Genomic DNA, 19,515 nt, shown 5'->3' on the forward strand with positions numbered 1-19,515 from the left:
AGTGAAACAGAGAATTATTACTGGAGTGATTGCTGCCGCGCTATTCATTCCCATCGTAATTTACGGTGGCGTGCCTTTTACAGTTTTAGTGTATGCACTTGCTTCTATAGGTTTATATGAATTAATTCGTATGAACAAGCTTACGCTTATTTCGGTACCAACAGTTTTAGCTGCAGTATTATTGTGGATTATTTTAATTCCGAGTAGTGCATCAGAACTGTTTACGTGGATTGGGTTAGGTAAATTAGAAATCACATTTGTGATTGTTTTATTACTTTTATCATATACAGTCCTTTCTAAGAATACATTTACTTTTGACAATGCTTCATTTTTACTTATGGCAACGACATATGTTGGAATGGGATTCTTATATTTAAATGAAACGAGAATATTAGGAATCAAATATGTGTTCTGTGCACTATTTGTCATATGGGCAACTGATTCAGGTGCATATTTCATAGGGAAAGCATTTGGAAAAAGAAAATTATGGCCAGAAATTAGTCCGAATAAAACGATTGAAGGTTCATTAGGCGGTATTGTTTGTGGAATTGTTGTTGCACTTGTTTACAATATGTTCTTCCCAGTTGAAGCGAATGTAGGAGTTTTAATCGTTCTGACGATTATCATTTCTATTTTTGGACAAATTGGTGATTTAGTGCAATCTGCATTTAAACGCCATTATGGTGTAAAGGATTCAGGTACAATTTTACCTGGACATGGTGGTATTTTAGATCGAACAGATAGTTGGTTATTTGTGTTACCAATTCTATACTTCTTATTACAATACAATTAATAAATGAACGAGGGGTTGGAGTCATGAAAAACATTAGTTTACTAGGTGCAAGCGGATCAATCGGTACACAAACATTAGATGTGTTACGCTCGCACCCAGACCAATTCCGTCTCGTTGCTTTTTCTGTAGGGAAAAATGTTGATTATGCAGTAAAGGTAATTCAAGAATTTTCCCCGCAAATTGTCTCTGTGCAAAGAGAGGAAGATGTTTTAAAATTACAAGCTGTTTCTGGTAATACAAAAGTAGTATATGGTAGCGAAGGCTTATTAGAAGTAGCGCTGCACCCAGATACAGAAATTGTAGTGAATGCTGTTGTAGGTAGCGTAGGGTTGTTACCGACACTCCGCGCAATTGAGGCGAAAAAAACAATTGGAATTGCAAATAAAGAAACGTTAGTAACTGCAGGGCATCTTGTAATGGAAGCAGCACGAAAAAATAATGTATCGTTACTTCCAGTAGACAGTGAACATTCAGCGATTTTTCAATGCTTGAATGGTGAAAATGAAAAAAGAATCTCTCGCTTAATTATAACTGCTTCAGGCGGAAGTTTTCGTGATAAAACGAGAGATGAATTGCATCAAGTGACCGTAGAAGATGCACTTCGTCATCCAAACTGGTCAATGGGTTCGAAAATTACAATTGATTCTGCTACAATGATGAATAAGGGGCTAGAAGTAATTGAAGCACACTGGCTTTTTGGTATCCCTTATGAGCAAATCGATGTTGTTCTACATAAAGAAAGTATTATTCATTCTATGGTTGAATTTGAAGATCGTAGTGTAATGGCACAGCTTGGCTCACCTGATATGCGAGTACCGATTCAATACGCGCTTACATATCCTGATAGATTGCCTCTTTCAGACACGAAACAGTTAAATTTATGGGAAATGGGAACATTGCATTTTGAGAAAATGAATCAAGAGCGTTTCCGTTGTCTACGTTTTGCGTATGAAGCTGGAAAGACAGGTGGAAGTATGCCGGCTGTAATGAACGCGGCAAATGAAGTAGCTGTTGAAGCTTTTTTACAAAAGAGAATTGGTTTCTTAACAGTGGAAGACCTCATTGAAAAAGCAATGCACCATCACACTGTCATTGCACGTCCGAGCTTAGAGGAAATTCAGGAAATTGACGCAGCCACAAGACGGTTTGTGATGGAACAAATTTAGCAAAGGTGGTTATGGAATTGAATACAGCGATTGCCTTTATATTAATTTTCGGTGCACTCGTATTTTTCCATGAGCTAGGGCATCTATATTTCGCAAAAAGAGCAGGTATTTTGTGCCGCGAGTTTGCGATTGGTTTTGGTCCGAAAATATTCTCATTTGAAAAGAATGAAACGGTGTATACGATTCGATTACTGCCCCTTGGTGGCTATGTAAGAATGGCTGGCGAGGATGCGGACACAGTTGAGTTAAAACCTGGAAAAAAGGTTGGACTTGTATTAAATGAAAAAGACGAAGTTGTGAAATTAGTTTTTGACGGACATGAAAAATATCCAAATGTTCGTGTCATTGAAGTCGAACAAGCTGATTTAGAGCATAATCTTACAATTTTGGGTTATGAAGAGTACGAGGAAGAGCTGCAAACATTCCGAGTAAATGAAAAAGCTCGTATCATTTCTGCGGGAGAAGAAATTCAAATCGCTCCGTACAATAGACAATTTGGCTCTAAAAAATTGGGCCAACGTGCTCTAACAATTTTTGCAGGTCCTGCAATGAACTTTATTCTAGCATTTGTTATTTTTGTGATTCTTGGATTTGTACAAGGAGTTCCTGTTGACAAACCAATGGTCGGAAAAGTAATGGAGAATAGTGCTGCAGAACAAGCTGGATTAAAAGAAAACGATACAATTCAAGCAATCAATGGGAAGAACACTAGTACATGGAAAGATGTTGTAACGATTGTACGTGAAAACCCAAATAAAGAAATTACGTTACATGTAAAGCGTGATAGTGAGCAATTTAATGTGAAAGTAACACCAACGCTTGATAAAGAAGGAAAAGACGAAGTTGGTAGAATTGGTGTTTATTCTCCTGTAGAGAAAACAGTGATGGGTTCTATTAAATCAGGGTTTGAACAAACATACGAATGGACGAAACTAATTTTTGATTCTCTTGTGAAATTAGTAACGGGTCAATTTTCTATTAATGAGTTGTCAGGTCCAGTAGGAATTTATAATCTAACAGATCAAGTTGTAGATTATGGATTTACGCGTGTACTAAGTTTAGCGGCAGTTTTAAGTATTAACCTTGGTTTATTTAATTTATTACCAGTCCCAGCTTTAGACGGTGGACGTTTGTTCTTCTTCTTAATTGAAGCATTACGAGGAAAACCAATTGATCGTCAAAAAGAAGGAATGGTTCACTTTATTGGGTTTGCATTATTAATGTTGCTTATGTTAGTTGTAACATGGAATGACATCCGTAAGTTTTTCTTGTAAAATAAGAAGAAGTTTATAATGAAATAGAGCTCATAGAATAAAATCCCTCACCTAACTCGAGGTGAGGGATTTTATTGCGTGTAAGAGTAAAATGAAGAGGTGCGAATAAATGAAACAAAGTATGGTATTCAGTCCTACATTACGTGAAGTTCCAGCAGATGCTGAAATTAAGAGTCATCAATTATTACTTCGCGCAGGGTTTATGCGTCAAAATGCTTCTGGTATTTATAGTTTTCTACCATTTGGTTTAAAAGTGTTACACAAAGTAGAACGTATTGTTCGTGAAGAAATGGAGCGCGCAGGGGCAGTAGAACTATTAATGCCAGCTATGCAAGCTTCTGAATTATGGCAAGAATCAGGTCGTTGGTATTCTTACGGATCAGAATTAATGCGTATGAAAGATCGTAATGCTCGCGAGTTTGCGCTAGGGGCAACTCATGAGGAAGTAATTACAGATCTTGTACGTGATGAAATTAAATCATACAAAAAACTACCATTAACATTATATCAAATTCAAACAAAATTCCGTGATGAGCAAAGACCACGTTTCGGTTTATTACGCGGAAGAGAATTTTTAATGAAAGATGCGTATTCTTTCCATGCAACACAAGAAAGTTTGGATGAAGTATATAGCGGTTTATACAAAGCGTATTCTAATATCTTTGCTCGTTGTGGTTTGAATTTCCGTGCAGTTATCGCTGATTCTGGAGCAATGGGTGGAAAAGATACACACGAATTTATGGTGTTATCTGATGTAGGTGAAGATACAATTGCGTATTCTGATACATCTGATTATGCGGCAAATATTGAAATGGCTCCTGTTGTTGCTACGTATACGAAGAGTGATGAAGCCGAAAAAGCACTTGAAAAAGTAGCAACTCCAGATCAAAAAGCTATTGAAGAAGTATCTGCATTCTTAAATATCGCAGCGGAAAAATGCATTAAATCTATGGTGTTTAAAGTAGATGCGAAATTAGTAGTAGTACTTGTTCGTGGCGATCATGAAGTCAATGATGTAAAAGTGAAGAATGTATACGGAGCTTCAGTCGTTGAGCTTGCTTCACATGAAGAAATAAAAGAGTTATTAAACTGTGAAGTGGGTTCTTTAGGACCGATTGGTGTTACAGGGGATATCGAAATTATCGCTGACCATGCTGTAGCATCAATTGTCAACGGATGTTCAGGAGCGAACGAAGAAGGGTTCCATTATGTAAATGTAAATCCAGAACGTGACTTTAAAGTAAGTCAATATACAGATTTACGCTTCATCCAAGAAGGAGACCAATCTCCAGATGGAAATGGAACAATTCTTTTCGCACGTGGAATTGAAGTTGGTCATGTATTCAAATTAGGAACTCGTTATAGTGAAGCAATGAACGCAACGTTCCTAGATGAAAACGGAAAAACAAAACCACTTATTATGGGTTGTTACGGTATCGGTGTATCTCGTACAGTGGCAGCAATCGCAGAGCAGTTTAATGATGAGAATGGTTTAGTTTGGCCAAAATCTGTTGCACCGTTCCATGTGCATGTAATTCCAGTAAATATGAAATCTGATGCACAACGTGAAATGGGTGAAAATATCTATAACTCATTACAAGAGCAAGGATACGAAGTATTACTAGATGATCGTGCAGAACGTGCAGGTGTTAAATTTGCAGATGCAGATTTATTCGGCCTTCCAGTTCGTGTTACAGTTGGTAAAAAAGCAGATGAAGGTATTGTAGAAGTGAAAGTACGTGCTACAGGCGAGTCTGAAGAAGTGAAAGTAGAAGAACTTCAAACATATATTGCTAATATTTTAAAATAAGAAGAGGTACCTCGTAATGAGGTACCTTCTCTTTCTTTGTAAACGTATTTTGTAAAAGAAGAAGGAAGAAATCTTTCTTTGTAGTACGTTTCAATTTATAATAGCAAATGGAAGGAGAGTGCTTATGTCATTAACAAATGAACAACAAGAGCGATTTCAAATTTTGCTCCAACAGTTGCAAATACCAGAAGACCTTATAAATCAATATTTACATGGCGGTGGTATTGAAAAGCTAGTTATTGATAAAGCGAATAAAAGTTGGCATTTTGACTTACAAGTGCCACGTATTTTGCCGACAGAATTATATGAGTTGCTAGAAACAAAGCTTAAGCAATCATTTTCTCATATTGCAAGAACAACATTTGCATTAGAAGCAGAGAATAAACAATTTACAGAAGAAGAAGTAAAGGCATATTGGCCGCTTTGTACAGAACGAATTACATTTTCACCTATGTTCGCGTACTTAAAGAAGCAACTTCCGCAGGTCAATGGCGTGAAGTTGCTATTAAATGTGAATAATGAGCTGGAATCTACTACTTTAAAGAAAAACGTTGCGAAACCAGTAGGTGATCAATACGAAGCTTTTGGATTCCCGCGTTTTCAGTTAGACACACATATAAAGCAAAATGCAGAAGAAATGCAAAAGTTTCGTGAGCAGACACAGGAAGAAGATCGTCAACGAGTTATACAGGCTATGGAAGAGATGGCTAAAAGGCAAGCTGAAGAAAGTGATGTTGTTCATGAAGGACCAGTTGTGCTTGGTTATCTTATTAAGCCAGATGAAGAGATTACGCCGCTGCGTGAAATTCAAGATGAAGAAAGAAGAAAAACCGTTCAAGGGTATGTTTTCCATGTAGAGACGAAAGAACTTCGTAGTGGACGTACATTATTAACTTTAAAGATAACTGACTATACGGACTCTATTATGATTAAGATGTTCTCACGTGATAAAGAAGATATCCCGATGTTACAATCCTTGAAAAAAGGAACTTGGGTAAAAGCGCGTGGTTCAGTTCAAAATGATACATTCGTGCGTGATTTAGTTATGATCGCAAATGATATAAATGAAATAACGGGACCTTCTCGTAAAGATAAAGCAAAAGAAGGAGAAAAAAGAGTAGAACTTCATCTTCATACTCCAATGAGTCAAATGGATGCTGTTACTTCTGTTTCTAAGCTCGTTGCCCAAGCCGGAAAATGGGGGCATGAGGCTATTGCAGTTACAGACCATGCTGTTGCACAGTCGTTCCCAGAAGCATATTCTGCTGGTAAAAAGGCTGGAGTTAAAGTTCTATATGGTGTAGAAGCAAATTTAGTTAATGATGGTGTGCCGATAGCATATAACGAAGCACATCGTCTACTTGCAGAAGAAACATATGTTGTCTTTGACGTTGAGACAACAGGGTTATCTGCTGTATATGATACAGTCATTGAGTTAGCTGCTGTAAAGGTAAAAGGTGGAGAAATTATTGATCGCTTTGAATCTTTCGCAAATCCTCATCAACCATTATCGGCGACGATTATTGAATTAACAGGTATTACAGATGATATGTTAACTGATGCACCAGAAGTGGACGAAGTGTTTAAAAAGTTTGAGGAATGGATGGGTGACCATACACTTGTTGCTCATAACGCAAGCTTCGATATGGGCTTTATTAACGTAGGTTTTAAAAAGGCTGGGATAGAAAAAACGAAAAATCCAGTTATTGATACGTTAGAACTTGCACGGTTCTTATTCCCAGAAATGAAAAATCATCGATTAAATACGATGTGTAAAAAGCTTGATATTGAATTAACGCAACATCACCGTGCGATTTATGATACAGAAGCAACGGGATATTTACTTGTGAAGATGTTAAAAGATGTGATTGAAAAGGGATTTGAATATCACGATCAACTAAACGATAGTATGGGACAAGGGGATGCGTATAAACGTGGGCGTCCAAGTCACATGACGTTACTTGCCACATCAGATGTTGGGTTGAAAAACTTATATAAACTTGTTTCATATTCTCACTTGAATTACTTTTATCGTGTACCACGTGTACCACGATCACTATTAAAAAAATATCGCGAAGGCATTTTAGTAGGAACAGCTTGTGACAAAGGTGAAGTATTTGAAGCTATGATGCAAAAAGCGCCTGAAGAAGTAGAAGAAATTGCACAGTTTTACGATTACATTGAGGTTATGCCTCCAGAAGTGTTACGTCATTTAGTGGAACGTGAACTCGTTCGAGATGAAGGACAGTTAAAAACAATAATTTCTAACTTAGTAAAACTAGGTGAGACGTTAGATAAACCAGTTGTTGCTACTGGGAATGTGCATTATTTAGATCCAGAGGACGCGATATATCGGAAAATTTTAGTCAGTTCGCAGGGAGGAGCTAATCCGTTAAATCGCCATTCATTACCGCCTGTACATTTCCGTACAACAAATGAAATGCTAGATTGTTTTTCATTCTTAGGTGAAGACAAAGCAAAAGAAATTGTTGTGACAAATACACACAAGATCGCATCATTAATTGGTGATGTTCGTCCAGTAAAAGATGATTTATACACACCGAAAATTGAAGGTGCTGATGATGAAACACGTGATATGAGCTATATAATGGCAAGAAGTATCTATGGAGATGAACTACCGGAAATTGTAGAAGCTCGTTTGGAAAAAGAATTGAAAAGTATTATTGGACATGGATTCGCCGTTATTTATTTAATTTCACATAAGCTTGTGAAAAAATCGTTAGTGGACGGTTATCTAGTAGGTTCGCGTGGATCGGTAGGTTCATCATTTGTTGCAACGATGATGGAAATTACAGAAGTAAACCCATTACCACCGCACTATGTATGTCCAAAGTGTAAACAATCAGAGTTCTTTAATGACGGTTCTGTAGGTTCTGGTTTTGATTTACCAGATAAAGAATGCCCAACATGTAATGTTCCATATGTGAAAGATGGGCATGACATTCCTTTCGAAACGTTCCTTGGATTTAAAGGGGATAAGGTACCGGATATCGATTTGAATTTCTCCGGAGAATACCAACCACGCGCCCATAACTATACGAAATTACTGTTCGGTGAAGATTATGTATACCGCGCAGGAACAATTGGTACGGTTGCGGAAAAAACCGCTTATGGGTATGTGAAAGGTTATGCTAATGATCATAACTTAACAATTCGAAATGCAGAGATTGATCGCTTAGTTGCGGGATGTACAGGTGTAAAGCGTACGACCGGACAGCATCCAGGTGGTATTATCGTTGTACCAGATTACATGGATATTTTTGACTTTTCACCAATTCAGTTTCCGGCTGATTCAATAGGTGCTGAGTGGAGAACAACGCACTTTGACTTCCACTCAATTCATGATAATTTATTGAAACTTGATATATTAGGACACGATGATCCGACTGTTATTCGTATGCTTCAAGATTTAAGTGGTATTGACCCGAAAACAATCCCAACGGATGATCCAGAAGTAATGAAAATTTTCTCTGGTCCAGAGTCTTTAGGGGTAACGGAAGAACAAATTAACTGTAAAACAGGTACACTTGGTATACCAGAGTTTGGTACGAAATTCGTAAGACAAATGTTAGAAGAAACGAAACCAACGACGTTTTCAGAGCTTGTCCAAATTTCTGGACTGTCCCATGGTACAGATGTATGGTTAGGTAATGCGAATGAATTAATTTATAACGGTACGTGTACACTGAGTGAAGTTATCGGTTGTCGTGATGACATCATGGTATATTTAATTTATCAAGGCTTGGATCCATCATTAGCCTTCAAAATCATGGAGTCGGTGCGTAAAGGTAAAGGTGTACCAGAAGAATGGGAAGAGGAAATGAGAAATAACAATGTACCAGGTTGGTATATTGATTCATGTAAGAAGATTAAGTACATGTTCCCTAAAGCCCATGCGGCTGCTTACGTACTTATGGCTGTACGTATTGCATACTTTAAAGTACATTTCGCACTTTTATTCTATGCGGCATATTTTACAGTTCGTGCAGATGACTTTGATGTAGAGGCGATGGCGAAAGGTTCAGCATCCATACGTGTAAAAATTGATGAAATTGCACAAAAAGGATTGGATGCAGCACCGAAAGAGAAGAGTTTATTAACGGTACTAGAAATGACACTTGAAATGTGTGAGCGTGGTTATTCATTCCAAAAGGTTGATTTATACCGCTCGCATGCAACCGAATTTATAATTGATGGGGATACTTTAATTCCTCCATTTAATGCAGTTCCCGGTCTTGGTACAAACGCAGCTTTCAGTATTGTTGAAGCTCGTAAAAATGGTGATTTCTTATCAAAAGAAGACTTACAGCAGCGCAGTAAGGTTTCTAAAACGATTATTGAGTATTTAGATGGTCAAGGTTGTCTAGGAGATTTACCGGATCAAAACCAATTGTCACTGTTCTAATAGGTAGGAAAAATCTTTGCAAATCAACATTTGCTATGGTATACTATAAACCGAGATAACCATGTCATGTATATTTTGTGAAAAAGAGAGTGGGGAAACCCACTCTTTCGTGTTACTATCTACATTTTGCTTATGTAGATAGTAAAGATATTTCTGTCGTATATACATATTTTGTTACAAGTTTTACTTCTTAAATTTGGTAATACTAAGACAGATATTCCCTGCTTAACGGCAGGGGCTTTTGTTAGCTAACGAGAAAGAATAAGATAGACCGTCTTTATGAACGGGATCTTTTCTTGTAGATGGTACATGGCGGCAGGAAGGAGGCTGTTTATGGATAAGAAAGTCACAGAAATTGTAGAAGCATTTGCGCAGCCAATCGTTGAAGAGTTAAATCTTGAACTTGTAGATGTAGAGTATGTGCAAGAAGGACAAGACTGGTTCTTACGCGTATTCATCGATTCTGAAAAGGGAGTCGAAATTGAAGAATGCGGTGCGGTAAGTGAACGTTTAAGCGAAGCTTTAGATAAAGAGGATCCAATTCCTCATCTTTACTTTTTGGATGTATCATCTCCTGGAGCGGAACGTCCATTAAAGAAAGAGAAAGACTTCCAGCAAGCGGTAGGAAAACAAGTGGCAATTAAAACATATAAGCCGATTGATGGTGAGAAGATGTTTGAAGGAAAGCTACTTTCCTACGACGGTAATACAATTACACTACTATTAACAATTAAAACACGTAAAAAAGAAATCCAAATTCCAATGGATAAAGTTGCAAATGCGCGACTTGCTGTTACGTTTTAGTAAGAAGGGGGATCTTCATGAGCACTGAGTTGTTAGATGCTTTGCTCGTATTAGAGTCAGAAAAAGGTATTAGCAAAGATATTATTATTGATGCGATTGAAGCAGCATTAATCTCTGCTTATAAACGCAATTTTAACCAAGCACAAAACGTTCGTGTGAGCTTTAACCCAGAAGTGGGAACAATTCAAGTTTTAGCACGTAAGGACGTTGTAGATAATGTGTTTGATCCACGTCTTGAAATCTCTGTAGAAGAGGCAAGACAAATTAATCCAAACTACCAAGATGGTGACGTACTAGAAATTGAAGTAACGCCAAAAGATTTTGGTCGTATTGCAGCGCAAACTGCAAAACAAGTTGTAACACAACGAGTTCGTGAGGCGGAACGTGGTGTAATTTATTCAGAATTTAGTGATCGTGAAGAAGACATTATGGTTGGTATTGTACAGCGCCAAGATGCTCGTTTCATCTATGTAAGCTTAGGTAAAGTAGAAGCTTTATTACCTGTAAGTGAGCAAATGCCAAATGAGCAATATAAACCACATGATCGTATTCGCGTATTTATTACAAAAGTAGAAAAGACAACAAAAGGACCACAAATTTACGTATCACGTACACATCCTGGTCTTTTAAAACGTTTATTCGAAATGGAAGTTCCAGAAATTTATGATGGAACTGTAGAAATTCGCTCTGTAGCACGTGAAGCAGGCGACCGTTCTAAAATTTCTGTATATGCAGAGAATATCGATGTTGATCCAGTAGGTTCTTGTGTAGGACCGAAAGGACAACGTGTACAACGCGTTGTAGATGAACTAAAAGGTGAAAAGATTGACATCGTTCGCTGGTCGAATGACCCAGTTGAATATGTTGCAAATGCTTTAAGTCCATCACAGGTTGTTAAAGTACTTGTAGATGAAGCAGAGAAAGCAACAACTGTTGTTGTTCCAGACCACCAGCTTTCATTAGCGATTGGTAAGCGTGGACAAAATGCGCGTCTTGCAGCTAAATTAACAGGCTGGAAAATTGATATTAAAAGTGAGTCTGATGCGAAACAACTTGGTATTGTGACAGAAGAAGATAGCGTAATCGCATTCGGATTCGATTCAGCTGAAGACGAAATCGAATAGAGGTGATGAGTATGAGCAATCGAAAAGTTCCGTTACGAAAATGTATTGCGACGCAAGAGATGAAATCAAAACGAGAGCTAGTTCGCATTGTTCGTTCCAAAGAGGGCGAAGTGTCTATTGATTTATCAGGAAAAAAATCAGGACGAGGTGCATATTTATCAAAAGATAAAGAAAGCATTATTCAAGCCCAAAAGAAAAACATTTTGGAACATCATCTAAAAGCGAAAATCGACAGTTCTCTGTACGAAGAGCTTCTTGAGCTTGTTGAGAAGGAGTCGAAATAAGTGTCTGATTGGAAATCATTTTTAGGACTAGCAAACCGCGCTCGAAAACTTATTTCGGGTGAAGAACTCGTTTTAAAAGAAGTACGAAGTGGCAAAGCAAAGCTAGTATTGCTTTCTGAAGATGCGTCAGCGAACACTACAAAACGTATCATTGATAAAACCACGTACTACAACATACCAATGAGAAAAGTCGAAAATCGACAACAATTAGGGCATGCGATTGGGAGAGACGAGCGAGTCGTTGTAGCTGTTTTAGATGAAGGCTTTGCGAAAAAGCTACGTAGCATGCTCGATACAAATTACCGGGGGTGAAGGTATGAGTAAAATTCGAGTACATGAATATGCAAAAAAAAATAATATCTCAAGTAAAGATCTTATGACAAAACTAAAAGAGATGAATATCGAGGTTTCGAATCATATGACAATGTTAGAAGATGAAGTAGTAAACAAATTAGATAATCAATATAGCGCTGGAGCGGAAAAACCTTCTGTTGCAGATGAGTTTGAAGTAGAAGAGAAAGTTGTTCGCAGTAAAAAGAACAGCAATAAGAATAAGAAAAAAGGCAAAGCAAATGAAGATAAACGTCAAGATAACTTTGCTGGAAGACAACAAACACCAATAGTAGAAACACCAGATAAAATCACTTTCTCTGGAAGCCTTACAGTAGGTGACCTTGCTAAAAAGTTAAGCAAAGAGCCATCTGAAATTATTAAAAAGCTCTTCATGCTAGGAATTATGGCAACAATTAACCAAGACTTAGATAAAGATACAATTGAGTTAATTGCAACTGATTACGGTATTGAAGTAGAAGAAGAAGTAGTTGTAAGTGAAACTGAATTTGAAACATTCATCGATGAGCAAGATGATGAAGAAAACTTAAAAGAACGTCCAGCTGTTGTTACAATTATGGGACACGTTGACCATGGTAAAACAACATTGCTTGACTCTATCCGTAATTCAAAAGTAACTGCTGGCGAAGCTGGTGGAATTACTCAGCATATCGGTGCATACCAAGTTGATGTAAATGATAAGAAAATTACGTTCTTAGATACACCAGGTCACGCGGCATTTACAACAATGCGTGCTCGTGGTGCACAAGTAACAGATATTACAATTCTTGTTGTTGCAGCTGATGACGGTGTTATGCCACAAACAGTTGAAGCGATTAGCCATGCGAAAGCAGCTGGAGTACCAATTATTGTTGCTGTGAATAAAATGGATAAACCAGCGGCAAATCCTGATCGTGTAATGCAAGAATTAACAGAATATGAATTAGTTCCAGAAGCTTGGGGCGGAGACACGATTTTCGTACCAATTTCTGCGATTCAAGGCGAGGGAATTGACAACTTACTAGAAATGATCCTTCTTGTGAGTGAAGTAGAAGAATATAAAGCAAATCCAAATCGCTATGCAGCTGGTACTGTAATTGAAGCACAGCTTGATAAAGGTAAAGGAACTATCGCGACATTACTTGTTCAAAACGGTACACTTCGAGTTGGAGATCCAATTGTTGTTGGAACATCATTCGGTCGTGTTCGTGCAATGGTAAGTGATATTGGTCGTCGTGTAAAAGTTGCTGGTCCATCAACTCCTGTTGAAATTACAGGTTTAAATGAAGTGCCACAAGCGGGAGATCGTTTCATGGCATTCGCTGATGAGAAGAAAGCTCGTCAAATTGGTGAATCACGTGCACAAGAAGCGTTAGTTGCACAACGTGGTGAGAAATCTAAATTCAGCCTGGAAGATTTATTCCAACAAATCCAAGAGGGCGATGTAAAAGAAATTAACTTAATTGTGAAAGCAGACGTACAAGGTTCTGTAGAAGCAATGGCAGCATCACTTCGTAAAATTGATGTTGAAGGCGTAAAAGTGAAAATTATCCATACAGGCGTAGGTGCGATTACAGAATCTGATATTATTTTAGCTTCTGCATCTAATGCAATTGTAATTGGATTTAACGTACGCCCTGATGTGAATGCGAAGCGTACAGCTGAATTAGAGAAAGTTGATGTTCGTTTACACCGTATTATCTATAAAGTAATCGAAGAAATTGAATCAGCAATGCAAGGTATGCTGGATCCAGAATTCGAAGAAAAAGTAATCGGTCAAGCGGAAGTTCGTCAAACATTCAAAGTAACAAAAGTTGGAACAATCGCAGGTTGTTACGTAATAGACGGTAAAATTACACGTGATAGTGGCGTTCGTATTATCCGTGATGGCGTAGTAGTCTTCGAAGGAAAACTTGATACGTTAAAACGTTTCAAAGACGACGTAAAAGAAGTTGCACAAAACTATGAGTGTGGTATTACAATTGAGAGATATAATGATCTTAAAGAAGGGGACATCATTGAAGCATACGTTATGGAAGAAGTGAAGCGATGATTATCGCTTCACTCTCATTCGAGTGTATGATTTACGATGTGCATTCTTTAAAAGAGAAACGAGCAATTTTGCAACGTGTGTTAACTCGTGTGAAACAGCGCTATAATGTAGCTGTTTCTGAAGTTGGGCATCAAGATGTATGGCAACGTACAGAAATTGCAATTGTTTCCGTATCCTCAAATCGTGTTGTCTGTGAAAAAGAAATGAATCGTGTACTTGAGTATATCGATTCATTTCCTGAAATTGAACGTACGATAACACATTTGGAATGGTATTGAATGAGGTGAAGAGTTATGAAATTACGTGCGAACCGTGTGGGCGAGCAAATGAAAAAAGAATTAGGCGACATTATCAGTCGTAAAATTAAAGACCCACGTATTGGATTTGTTACAGTAACAGATGTACAAGTGAGTGGAGATTTACAAATTGCTAAAGTATACATTTCTGTTTTAGGTGACGAAGAACAGAAAGAAAATACATTAAAAGGTTTAGCGAAGGCAAAAGGCTTTATTCGTTCAGAAATTGGCCAACGTATTCGTCTTCGTAAAACACCAGAAATTACCTTTGAGTTTGATGAGTCTATCGGATATGGTCATCGAATTGATACACTTTTACATGAAATTAATAAAGACGGTAAACGTGAAGAATAATGGATAGACATTTGTCTATCCATTTTTTCAATGTAAAATAAGTTTTGCATAATTGCAATTACTACAAAAGAATAATGATGAGGTGAGTATATGGAAGGTGTAGTATTATTACATAAGCCAAAGGGAATGACATCACATGATTGTGTGTTCAAATTAAGAAAGATATTGCGTGAGAAACGAATTGGTCATACAGGGACACTGGATCCAGATGTAACAGGAGTATTACCTATTTGCGTTGGGCGTGCAACAAAAATTGCGCAATTTTTAACAAGTGAAACAAAAACATACGAAGGTGAAGTGACATTAGGATTTTCGACAACAACAGAAGATGCTTCTGGTGAAGTTGTGGAGAAACAAGATGTAAATCGTGTCATTACACGTAAAGAAGTAGAAGAGGTACTAGCGGAATTAACAGGGACAATTGAACAAATGCCGCCGATGTTCTCAGCTGTAAAAGTTAACGGGAAAAAACTATACGAATATGCAAGGGCAGGACAAGAAGTTGAACGTCCAGTTCGTACAATTACAATTCATGAATTTGTATTACTTGATGAACGTGAAGTTTTTGAAGGGGAAAATATTTCATTTCGTTTCCGTGTAACGTGTAGTAAAGGAACATATGTAAGAACACTAGCAGTAATGATAGGTGAAAAACTTGGATTTCCATCACATATGTCTCACCTTGTAAGAACAGCATCTGGTGAATTTTTACTAGAAGATTGCATATCATTTGAAGAAATTGAAGAAAACGTGCAAAATGGAACAGTAGAGTCTATTTTCATCTCAATTGATGAGGCGCTAAGTAAGTTTCCAAAAATGGTTGTAGATGAAAAGCAAGCTGAAAAAATAAAGAACGGTATGTTCTTAAAGAATGAATTAGAAACAACAGCACCATTTATTACAGTATTTGATAAAAATGATCGTTGCTTAGCAATTTATGAACATCACCCAAAACACCCTGGAATGCTAAAGCCAATGAAAGTACTTGTGAATAATCAAGAACTAAAGCTATAATGAATTATTGGAAGGATTATTACAGAAAAAGGTGAATTCAAGCGTGAAACTTATTCATTTAACTCATCCACATGAACAAAATAAAATAGAATTACCACCTACTGTAATGGCATTAGGATATTTTGATGGCATTCATTTAGGACATCAACGTGTGATTCGAACAGCGAAAAAAATAGCGGATGAAAGAGGATGTAAAAGTGCTGTCATGACGTTCCATCCACACCCATCTGTTGTATTAGGAAAAAAAGAAGCGCATGTGGAGTATATTACACCGATGCGCCTTAAAGAAGAAATCATCGCAAGTTTAGGAATTGATATCTTATATGTGGTGAAATTCGATGAGCCATTTGCTGGATTATTACCACAGCAGTTTGTCGATGAGTATATTATTGGTTTAAATGTAAAGCATGTAGTAGCAGGCTTTGATTATTCATATGGACGTTTAGGAAAAGGGAAGATGGAGACTTTACCATTTCATGCAAGAGGGGAGTTTACACAGACCGTGATCGAAAAAGTTGAATATCAAGAAGAAAAAGTAAGTTCTACTTCATTACGAAAGTTAATTCGAAACGGTGAAATGGAACAAATTCCATCTATTTTAGGGAGAGCTTACACGGTAGAAGGAACAGTTGTACACGGTGATAAGCGTGGACGTCAAATTGGTTTCCCAACTGCAAATGTAGGTTTAAGTGATGAATATTTGTTGCCACCTGTAGGTGTATATGCGGTAAGGTTGAAGGTTCATGATGAATGGCATGATGGTGTATGTAATATCGGATATAAACCAACTTTCAAAGAGAATGAGCGTCAATTATCTATTGAAGTGCATCTATTTGAATTTAATAAAGACATATACGATCAAAGTGTTACAGTGGAATGGCACATGCGTATAAGAGAAGAAAAAAAGTTTAATGGAATTGATGAGTTAGTTGCGCAAATCGCTCAAGATAAAAAGGTTGCCCAAGAATATTTTGCGAGCGTAAAGAATATACTTGCTTTTTCAAATGAAAAGTAGTATTCTATGTTATGTACTTTATGACAACCATTACTTGGCATTGCGACTCACCGATGCTTGCTAGGTAACTGGGGGTTTAATTATTAGGAGGTGAAATAGGATGGCTTTAACACAAGAGCGTAAAAATGAAATCATTGCACAATTTAGAACTCATGAGACTGATACTGGTTCTCCAGAGGTTCAAATTGCTGTCCTAACGGAGCAAATTAACACTCTAAACGAGCACTTACGTACTCACAAGAAGGATCATCATTCACGTCGTGGTCTATTAAAGATGGTTGGTAAACGTCGTAACTTACTTACTTACCTTCGTAATAGCGATATCACACGTTACCGTGAATTAATCACAAAGCTTGGCTTACGTCGATAGTCAAAGAAGCGGGAATATTCCCGCTTTTTTGTTAGGTAAAAATATATCTTCTACTCTTTATAGCTTACTTAATTTTCGGCAATACTAGAGGAAAGAATATTGTGATATACTACCCATTTACATAGAAGAATTGAATATTTTAAATTGAGAGGGGTACTTAAATGAGTCAGGAAAAGCAAGTCTTCTCGATAGATTTAGCTGGTCGTCAGCTAACAATTGAAACAAGTCAGCTTGCAAAACAAGCAAACGGAGCAGTATTAGTAAGATATGGCGACACAGCAGTTCTATCTACAGCAACTGCATCAAAAGAGCCAAAAAATGTAGATTTCTTCCCGCTTACAGTAAACTATGAAGAGCGTTTATATGCAGTTGGAAAAATCCCAGGCGGTTTTATTAAGCGCGAAGGCCGTCCAAGTGAAAAAGCAATTTTAGCAAGTCGTTTAATTGACCGTCCAATCCGTCCACTTTTCGCAGATGGTTTCCGTAATGAAGTACAAGTTGTCAGCATCGTAATGAGTGTTGATCAAGACTGTTCTTCTGAAATGGCAGCTATGCTTGGTTCTTCATTAGCATTATCTATTTCAGATATTCCATTTGAAGGTCCAATCGCAGGTGCGACAGTTGGTCGTATTAATGGCGAGTTCGTTATTAATCCAACAGTAGAACAGCAAGAACAAAGTGATATGCACCTTGTTGTAGCTGGTACGAAAGATGCAATTAACATGGTTGAAGCAGGAGCGGATCAAGTACCTGAAGAAACAATGTTAGAAGCAATTATGTTTGGACACGATGAAATTAAACGTCTAATTGCATTCCAAGAAGAGATTGTACAAGCTGTCGGTAAAGAGAAAACAGCAGTGAAACTTTATGAAGTGGATGCTGATTTGAACCAAGCTGTACGTGAAATGGCTGAGACAGATATGCATTCTGCAATTCAAGTGCACGAAAAACATGCACGTGAAGATGCAATTAGCGTAGTGAAAAAGCGTGTAATTGAGCATTACGAAGCTGAGGAAGCTGATGCTGATACATTAGGACAAGTAAGTGAGATTTTATATAAAATTGTAAAAGAAGAAGTACGTCGTCTTATTACAGTTGAAAAAATCCGCCCAGATGGTCGTAAAGGTGACGAAATTCGTCCTTTAGCATCAGAGGTTGGCATTTTATCTCGTACACATGGTTCTGGTCTATTCACACGTGGACAAACGCAAGCATTAAGTATTTGTACATTAGGTGCATTAGGCGATGTGCAAATTTTAGATGGTCTAGGTGTAGAAGAGTCAAAACGCTTTATGCACCATTATAATTTCCCTTCATTTAGTGTTGGTGAAACAAGACCAATGCGTGGACCAGGTCGTCGTGAAATTGGTCACGGAGCACTAGGAGAACGTGCTCTTGAACCTGTACTTCCATCTGAAAAGGATTTCCCATATACAGTTCGTCTTGTATCTGAAGTATTAGAGTCAAATGGTTCTACTTCACAAGCGAGTATTTGCGGTAGTACATTAGCGATGATGGATGCGGGTGTACCACTTAAAGCACCAGTTGCTGGTATTGCAATGGGTCTAGTGAAATCTGGTGAGCATTACACAATTTTAACAGATATTCAAGGAATGGAAGACCATTTAGGTGATATGGACTTTAAAGTAGCAGGTACTGCAAAAGGTGTAACTGCACTACAAATGGACATTAAAATCGATGGTTTATCTCGTGAGATTTTAGAAGAAGCATTACAACAAGCGAAAGTTGGTCGTATGCACATTCTAAATCACATGTTATCTGTTATCGCTGAACCTCGCATTGAGTTATCTGCGTATGCTCCGAAGATTATTACAATGGCAATTAACCCAGATAAAATTCGTGATGTTATTGGACCAAGTGGTAAACAAATCAATAAAATCATTGAAGAAACTGGCGTTAAAATTGACATCGAGCAAGATGGTACAGTATTCATTTCATCAATTAATCAAGAGATGAATGAAAAAGCGAAGAAAATTATCGAAGATATCGTTCGCGAAGTACAAGTAGGCGAAATCTACTTAGGAAAAGTTAAACGCGTTGAAAAATTCGGTGCGTTCGTTGAATTATTTAGCGGTAAAGATGGACTTGTTCACATTTCTGAACTTGCACTTGAGCGTGTAGGTAAGGTAGAAGACGTTGTGAAAATCGGTGATGAGATTTCAGTTAAAGTTATCGAGATTGACAAACAAGGTCGTGTAAACTTATCTAGAAAAGTATTGCTAAAAGAAGAGCAAGAAAAAGAAGCAGCTAAAGAAGAAGCAGCTAAAGAAGAAAACGCACAAGAGCAACAATAAGTGAAAGCCAGTTTAGCTGGCTTTTTTTGTTATGTAAAAAATGTGATTCATTTAGATTTTTATGTGAGTATAGGTATAGTTTTCATC

16 protein-coding genes are annotated in these 19,515 nt (G+C 37.5%); all 16 read left to right on the plus strand.

The window, feature by feature from the left end:
- Window position 1 precedes the first annotated feature (1 nt).
- The 16 genes from cdsA (at window position 2) to pnp (ending at window position 19,428) form a co-directional block, all read left to right on the plus strand.
- Window positions 2-793: a phosphatidate cytidylyltransferase gene (cdsA, locus tag NSS74_RS05335; RefSeq protein WP_002088171.1), complete on the plus strand. Its 792-nt coding sequence runs from the start codon at window positions 2-4 to the stop codon at window positions 791-793.
- Window positions 794-816: 23 nt separating this feature from the next.
- Window positions 817-1,959, plus strand: coding sequence for a 1-deoxy-D-xylulose-5-phosphate reductoisomerase (gene dxr, locus NSS74_RS05340; protein ID WP_002142915.1), 1,143 nt, complete (start codon window positions 817-819; stop codon window positions 1,957-1,959).
- A 17-nt stretch (window positions 1,960-1,976) separates the two neighbouring features.
- The gene (rseP, locus tag NSS74_RS05345) at window positions 1,977-3,233 is read left to right on the plus strand and encodes an RIP metalloprotease RseP (RefSeq protein WP_002088169.1); all 1,257 of its coding nucleotides are present in this window, start codon (window positions 1,977-1,979) and stop codon (window positions 3,231-3,233) included.
- A 109-nt stretch (window positions 3,234-3,342) separates the two neighbouring features.
- Window positions 3,343-5,043, plus strand: a complete 1,701-nt coding sequence (locus NSS74_RS05350) for a proline--tRNA ligase (RefSeq protein ID WP_002142912.1) — start codon at window positions 3,343-3,345, stop codon at window positions 5,041-5,043.
- A 124-nt stretch (window positions 5,044-5,167) separates the two neighbouring features.
- On the plus strand, window positions 5,168-9,469 hold the full coding sequence (locus NSS74_RS05355) for a PolC-type DNA polymerase III (protein ID WP_002033677.1): 4,302 nt from the start codon (window positions 5,168-5,170) through the stop codon (window positions 9,467-9,469).
- A 333-nt stretch (window positions 9,470-9,802) separates the two neighbouring features.
- A complete protein-coding gene (rimP, locus tag NSS74_RS05360) occupies window positions 9,803-10,273 on the plus strand; it encodes a ribosome maturation factor RimP (RefSeq protein ID WP_002088165.1) in 471 nt (156 codons plus the stop codon).
- Between the two features lie 17 nt (window positions 10,274-10,290).
- Window positions 10,291-11,397, plus strand: coding sequence for a transcription termination factor NusA (nusA, locus tag NSS74_RS05365; RefSeq protein ID WP_002014554.1), 1,107 nt, complete (start codon window positions 10,291-10,293; stop codon window positions 11,395-11,397).
- An 11-nt stretch (window positions 11,398-11,408) separates the two neighbouring features.
- A complete protein-coding gene (rnpM, locus tag NSS74_RS05370; RefSeq protein ID WP_002088161.1) occupies window positions 11,409-11,681 on the plus strand; it encodes an RNase P modulator RnpM in 273 nt (90 codons plus the stop codon).
- Window positions 11,682-11,993 carry a YlxQ family RNA-binding protein gene (locus NSS74_RS05375; RefSeq protein ID WP_002033679.1) on the plus strand — a complete coding sequence of 104 codons (312 nt, stop codon included), beginning with the start codon at window positions 11,682-11,684 and terminating at the stop codon, window positions 11,991-11,993.
- 4 nt (window positions 11,994-11,997) lie between these two features.
- Window positions 11,998-14,064, plus strand: coding sequence for a translation initiation factor IF-2 (infB, locus tag NSS74_RS05380; protein WP_002014558.1), 2,067 nt, complete (start codon window positions 11,998-12,000; stop codon window positions 14,062-14,064).
- Window positions 14,061-14,342, plus strand: coding sequence for a DUF503 domain-containing protein (locus NSS74_RS05385; protein WP_002088157.1), 282 nt, complete (start codon window positions 14,061-14,063; stop codon window positions 14,340-14,342). The genes infB and NSS74_RS05385 overlap by 4 nt, the downstream gene beginning before the upstream one ends.
- A gap of 15 nt (window positions 14,343-14,357) precedes the next feature.
- Window positions 14,358-14,714, plus strand: a complete 357-nt coding sequence (gene rbfA, locus NSS74_RS05390; protein ID WP_000776437.1) for a 30S ribosome-binding factor RbfA — start codon at window positions 14,358-14,360, stop codon at window positions 14,712-14,714.
- A 90-nt stretch (window positions 14,715-14,804) separates the two neighbouring features.
- Entirely contained in the window at window positions 14,805-15,728 is a 924-nt protein-coding gene (truB, locus tag NSS74_RS05395) for a tRNA pseudouridine(55) synthase TruB (RefSeq protein WP_002033681.1), read from the plus strand.
- Between the two features lie 43 nt (window positions 15,729-15,771).
- Window positions 15,772-16,743: a bifunctional riboflavin kinase/FAD synthetase gene (ribF, locus tag NSS74_RS05400; RefSeq protein ID WP_002128800.1), complete on the plus strand. Its 972-nt coding sequence runs from the start codon at window positions 15,772-15,774 to the stop codon at window positions 16,741-16,743.
- 100 nt (window positions 16,744-16,843) lie between these two features.
- Window positions 16,844-17,113 (plus strand): 30S ribosomal protein S15, encoded by a 270-nt coding sequence (rpsO, locus tag NSS74_RS05405; protein ID WP_001229392.1) that lies wholly within the window; start codon window positions 16,844-16,846, stop codon window positions 17,111-17,113.
- Between the two features lie 161 nt (window positions 17,114-17,274).
- The gene (pnp, locus tag NSS74_RS05410) at window positions 17,275-19,428 is read left to right on the plus strand and encodes a polyribonucleotide nucleotidyltransferase (RefSeq protein WP_002033682.1); all 2,154 of its coding nucleotides are present in this window, start codon (window positions 17,275-17,277) and stop codon (window positions 19,426-19,428) included.
- The last annotated feature ends 87 nt before the right edge of the window (window positions 19,429-19,515 follow it).

The organism is Bacillus sp. FSL E2-8868, from assembly GCF_038005505.1.
Lineage (GTDB): Bacteria > Bacillota > Bacilli > Bacillales > Bacillaceae_G > Bacillus_A > Bacillus_A mycoides.

Coding starts and splice junctions, on each gene's coding strand:
- pnp (WP_002033682.1), top strand. CDS start 17,275: ATGAGTCAGGAAAAGCAAGTCTTCTCGATAGATTTAGCTGGTCGTCAG.
- dxr (WP_002142915.1), top strand. CDS start 817: ATGAAAAACATTAGTTTACTAGGTGCAAGCGGATCAATCGGTACACAA.
- infB (WP_002014558.1), top strand. CDS start 11,998: ATGAGTAAAATTCGAGTACATGAATATGCAAAAAAAAATAATATCTCA.
- rnpM (WP_002088161.1), top strand. CDS start 11,409: ATGAGCAATCGAAAAGTTCCGTTACGAAAATGTATTGCGACGCAAGAG.
- NSS74_RS05350 (WP_002142912.1), top strand. CDS start 3,343: ATGAAACAAAGTATGGTATTCAGTCCTACATTACGTGAAGTTCCAGCA.
- truB (WP_002033681.1), top strand. CDS start 14,805: ATGGAAGGTGTAGTATTATTACATAAGCCAAAGGGAATGACATCACAT.
- nusA (WP_002014554.1), top strand. CDS start 10,291: ATGAGCACTGAGTTGTTAGATGCTTTGCTCGTATTAGAGTCAGAAAAA.
- rimP (WP_002088165.1), top strand. CDS start 9,803: ATGGATAAGAAAGTCACAGAAATTGTAGAAGCATTTGCGCAGCCAATC.
- rbfA (WP_000776437.1), top strand. CDS start 14,358: ATGAAATTACGTGCGAACCGTGTGGGCGAGCAAATGAAAAAAGAATTA.
- rpsO (WP_001229392.1), top strand. CDS start 16,844: ATGGCTTTAACACAAGAGCGTAAAAATGAAATCATTGCACAATTTAGA.
- NSS74_RS05385 (WP_002088157.1), top strand. CDS start 14,061: ATGATTATCGCTTCACTCTCATTCGAGTGTATGATTTACGATGTGCAT.
- NSS74_RS05355 (WP_002033677.1), top strand. CDS start 5,168: ATGTCATTAACAAATGAACAACAAGAGCGATTTCAAATTTTGCTCCAA.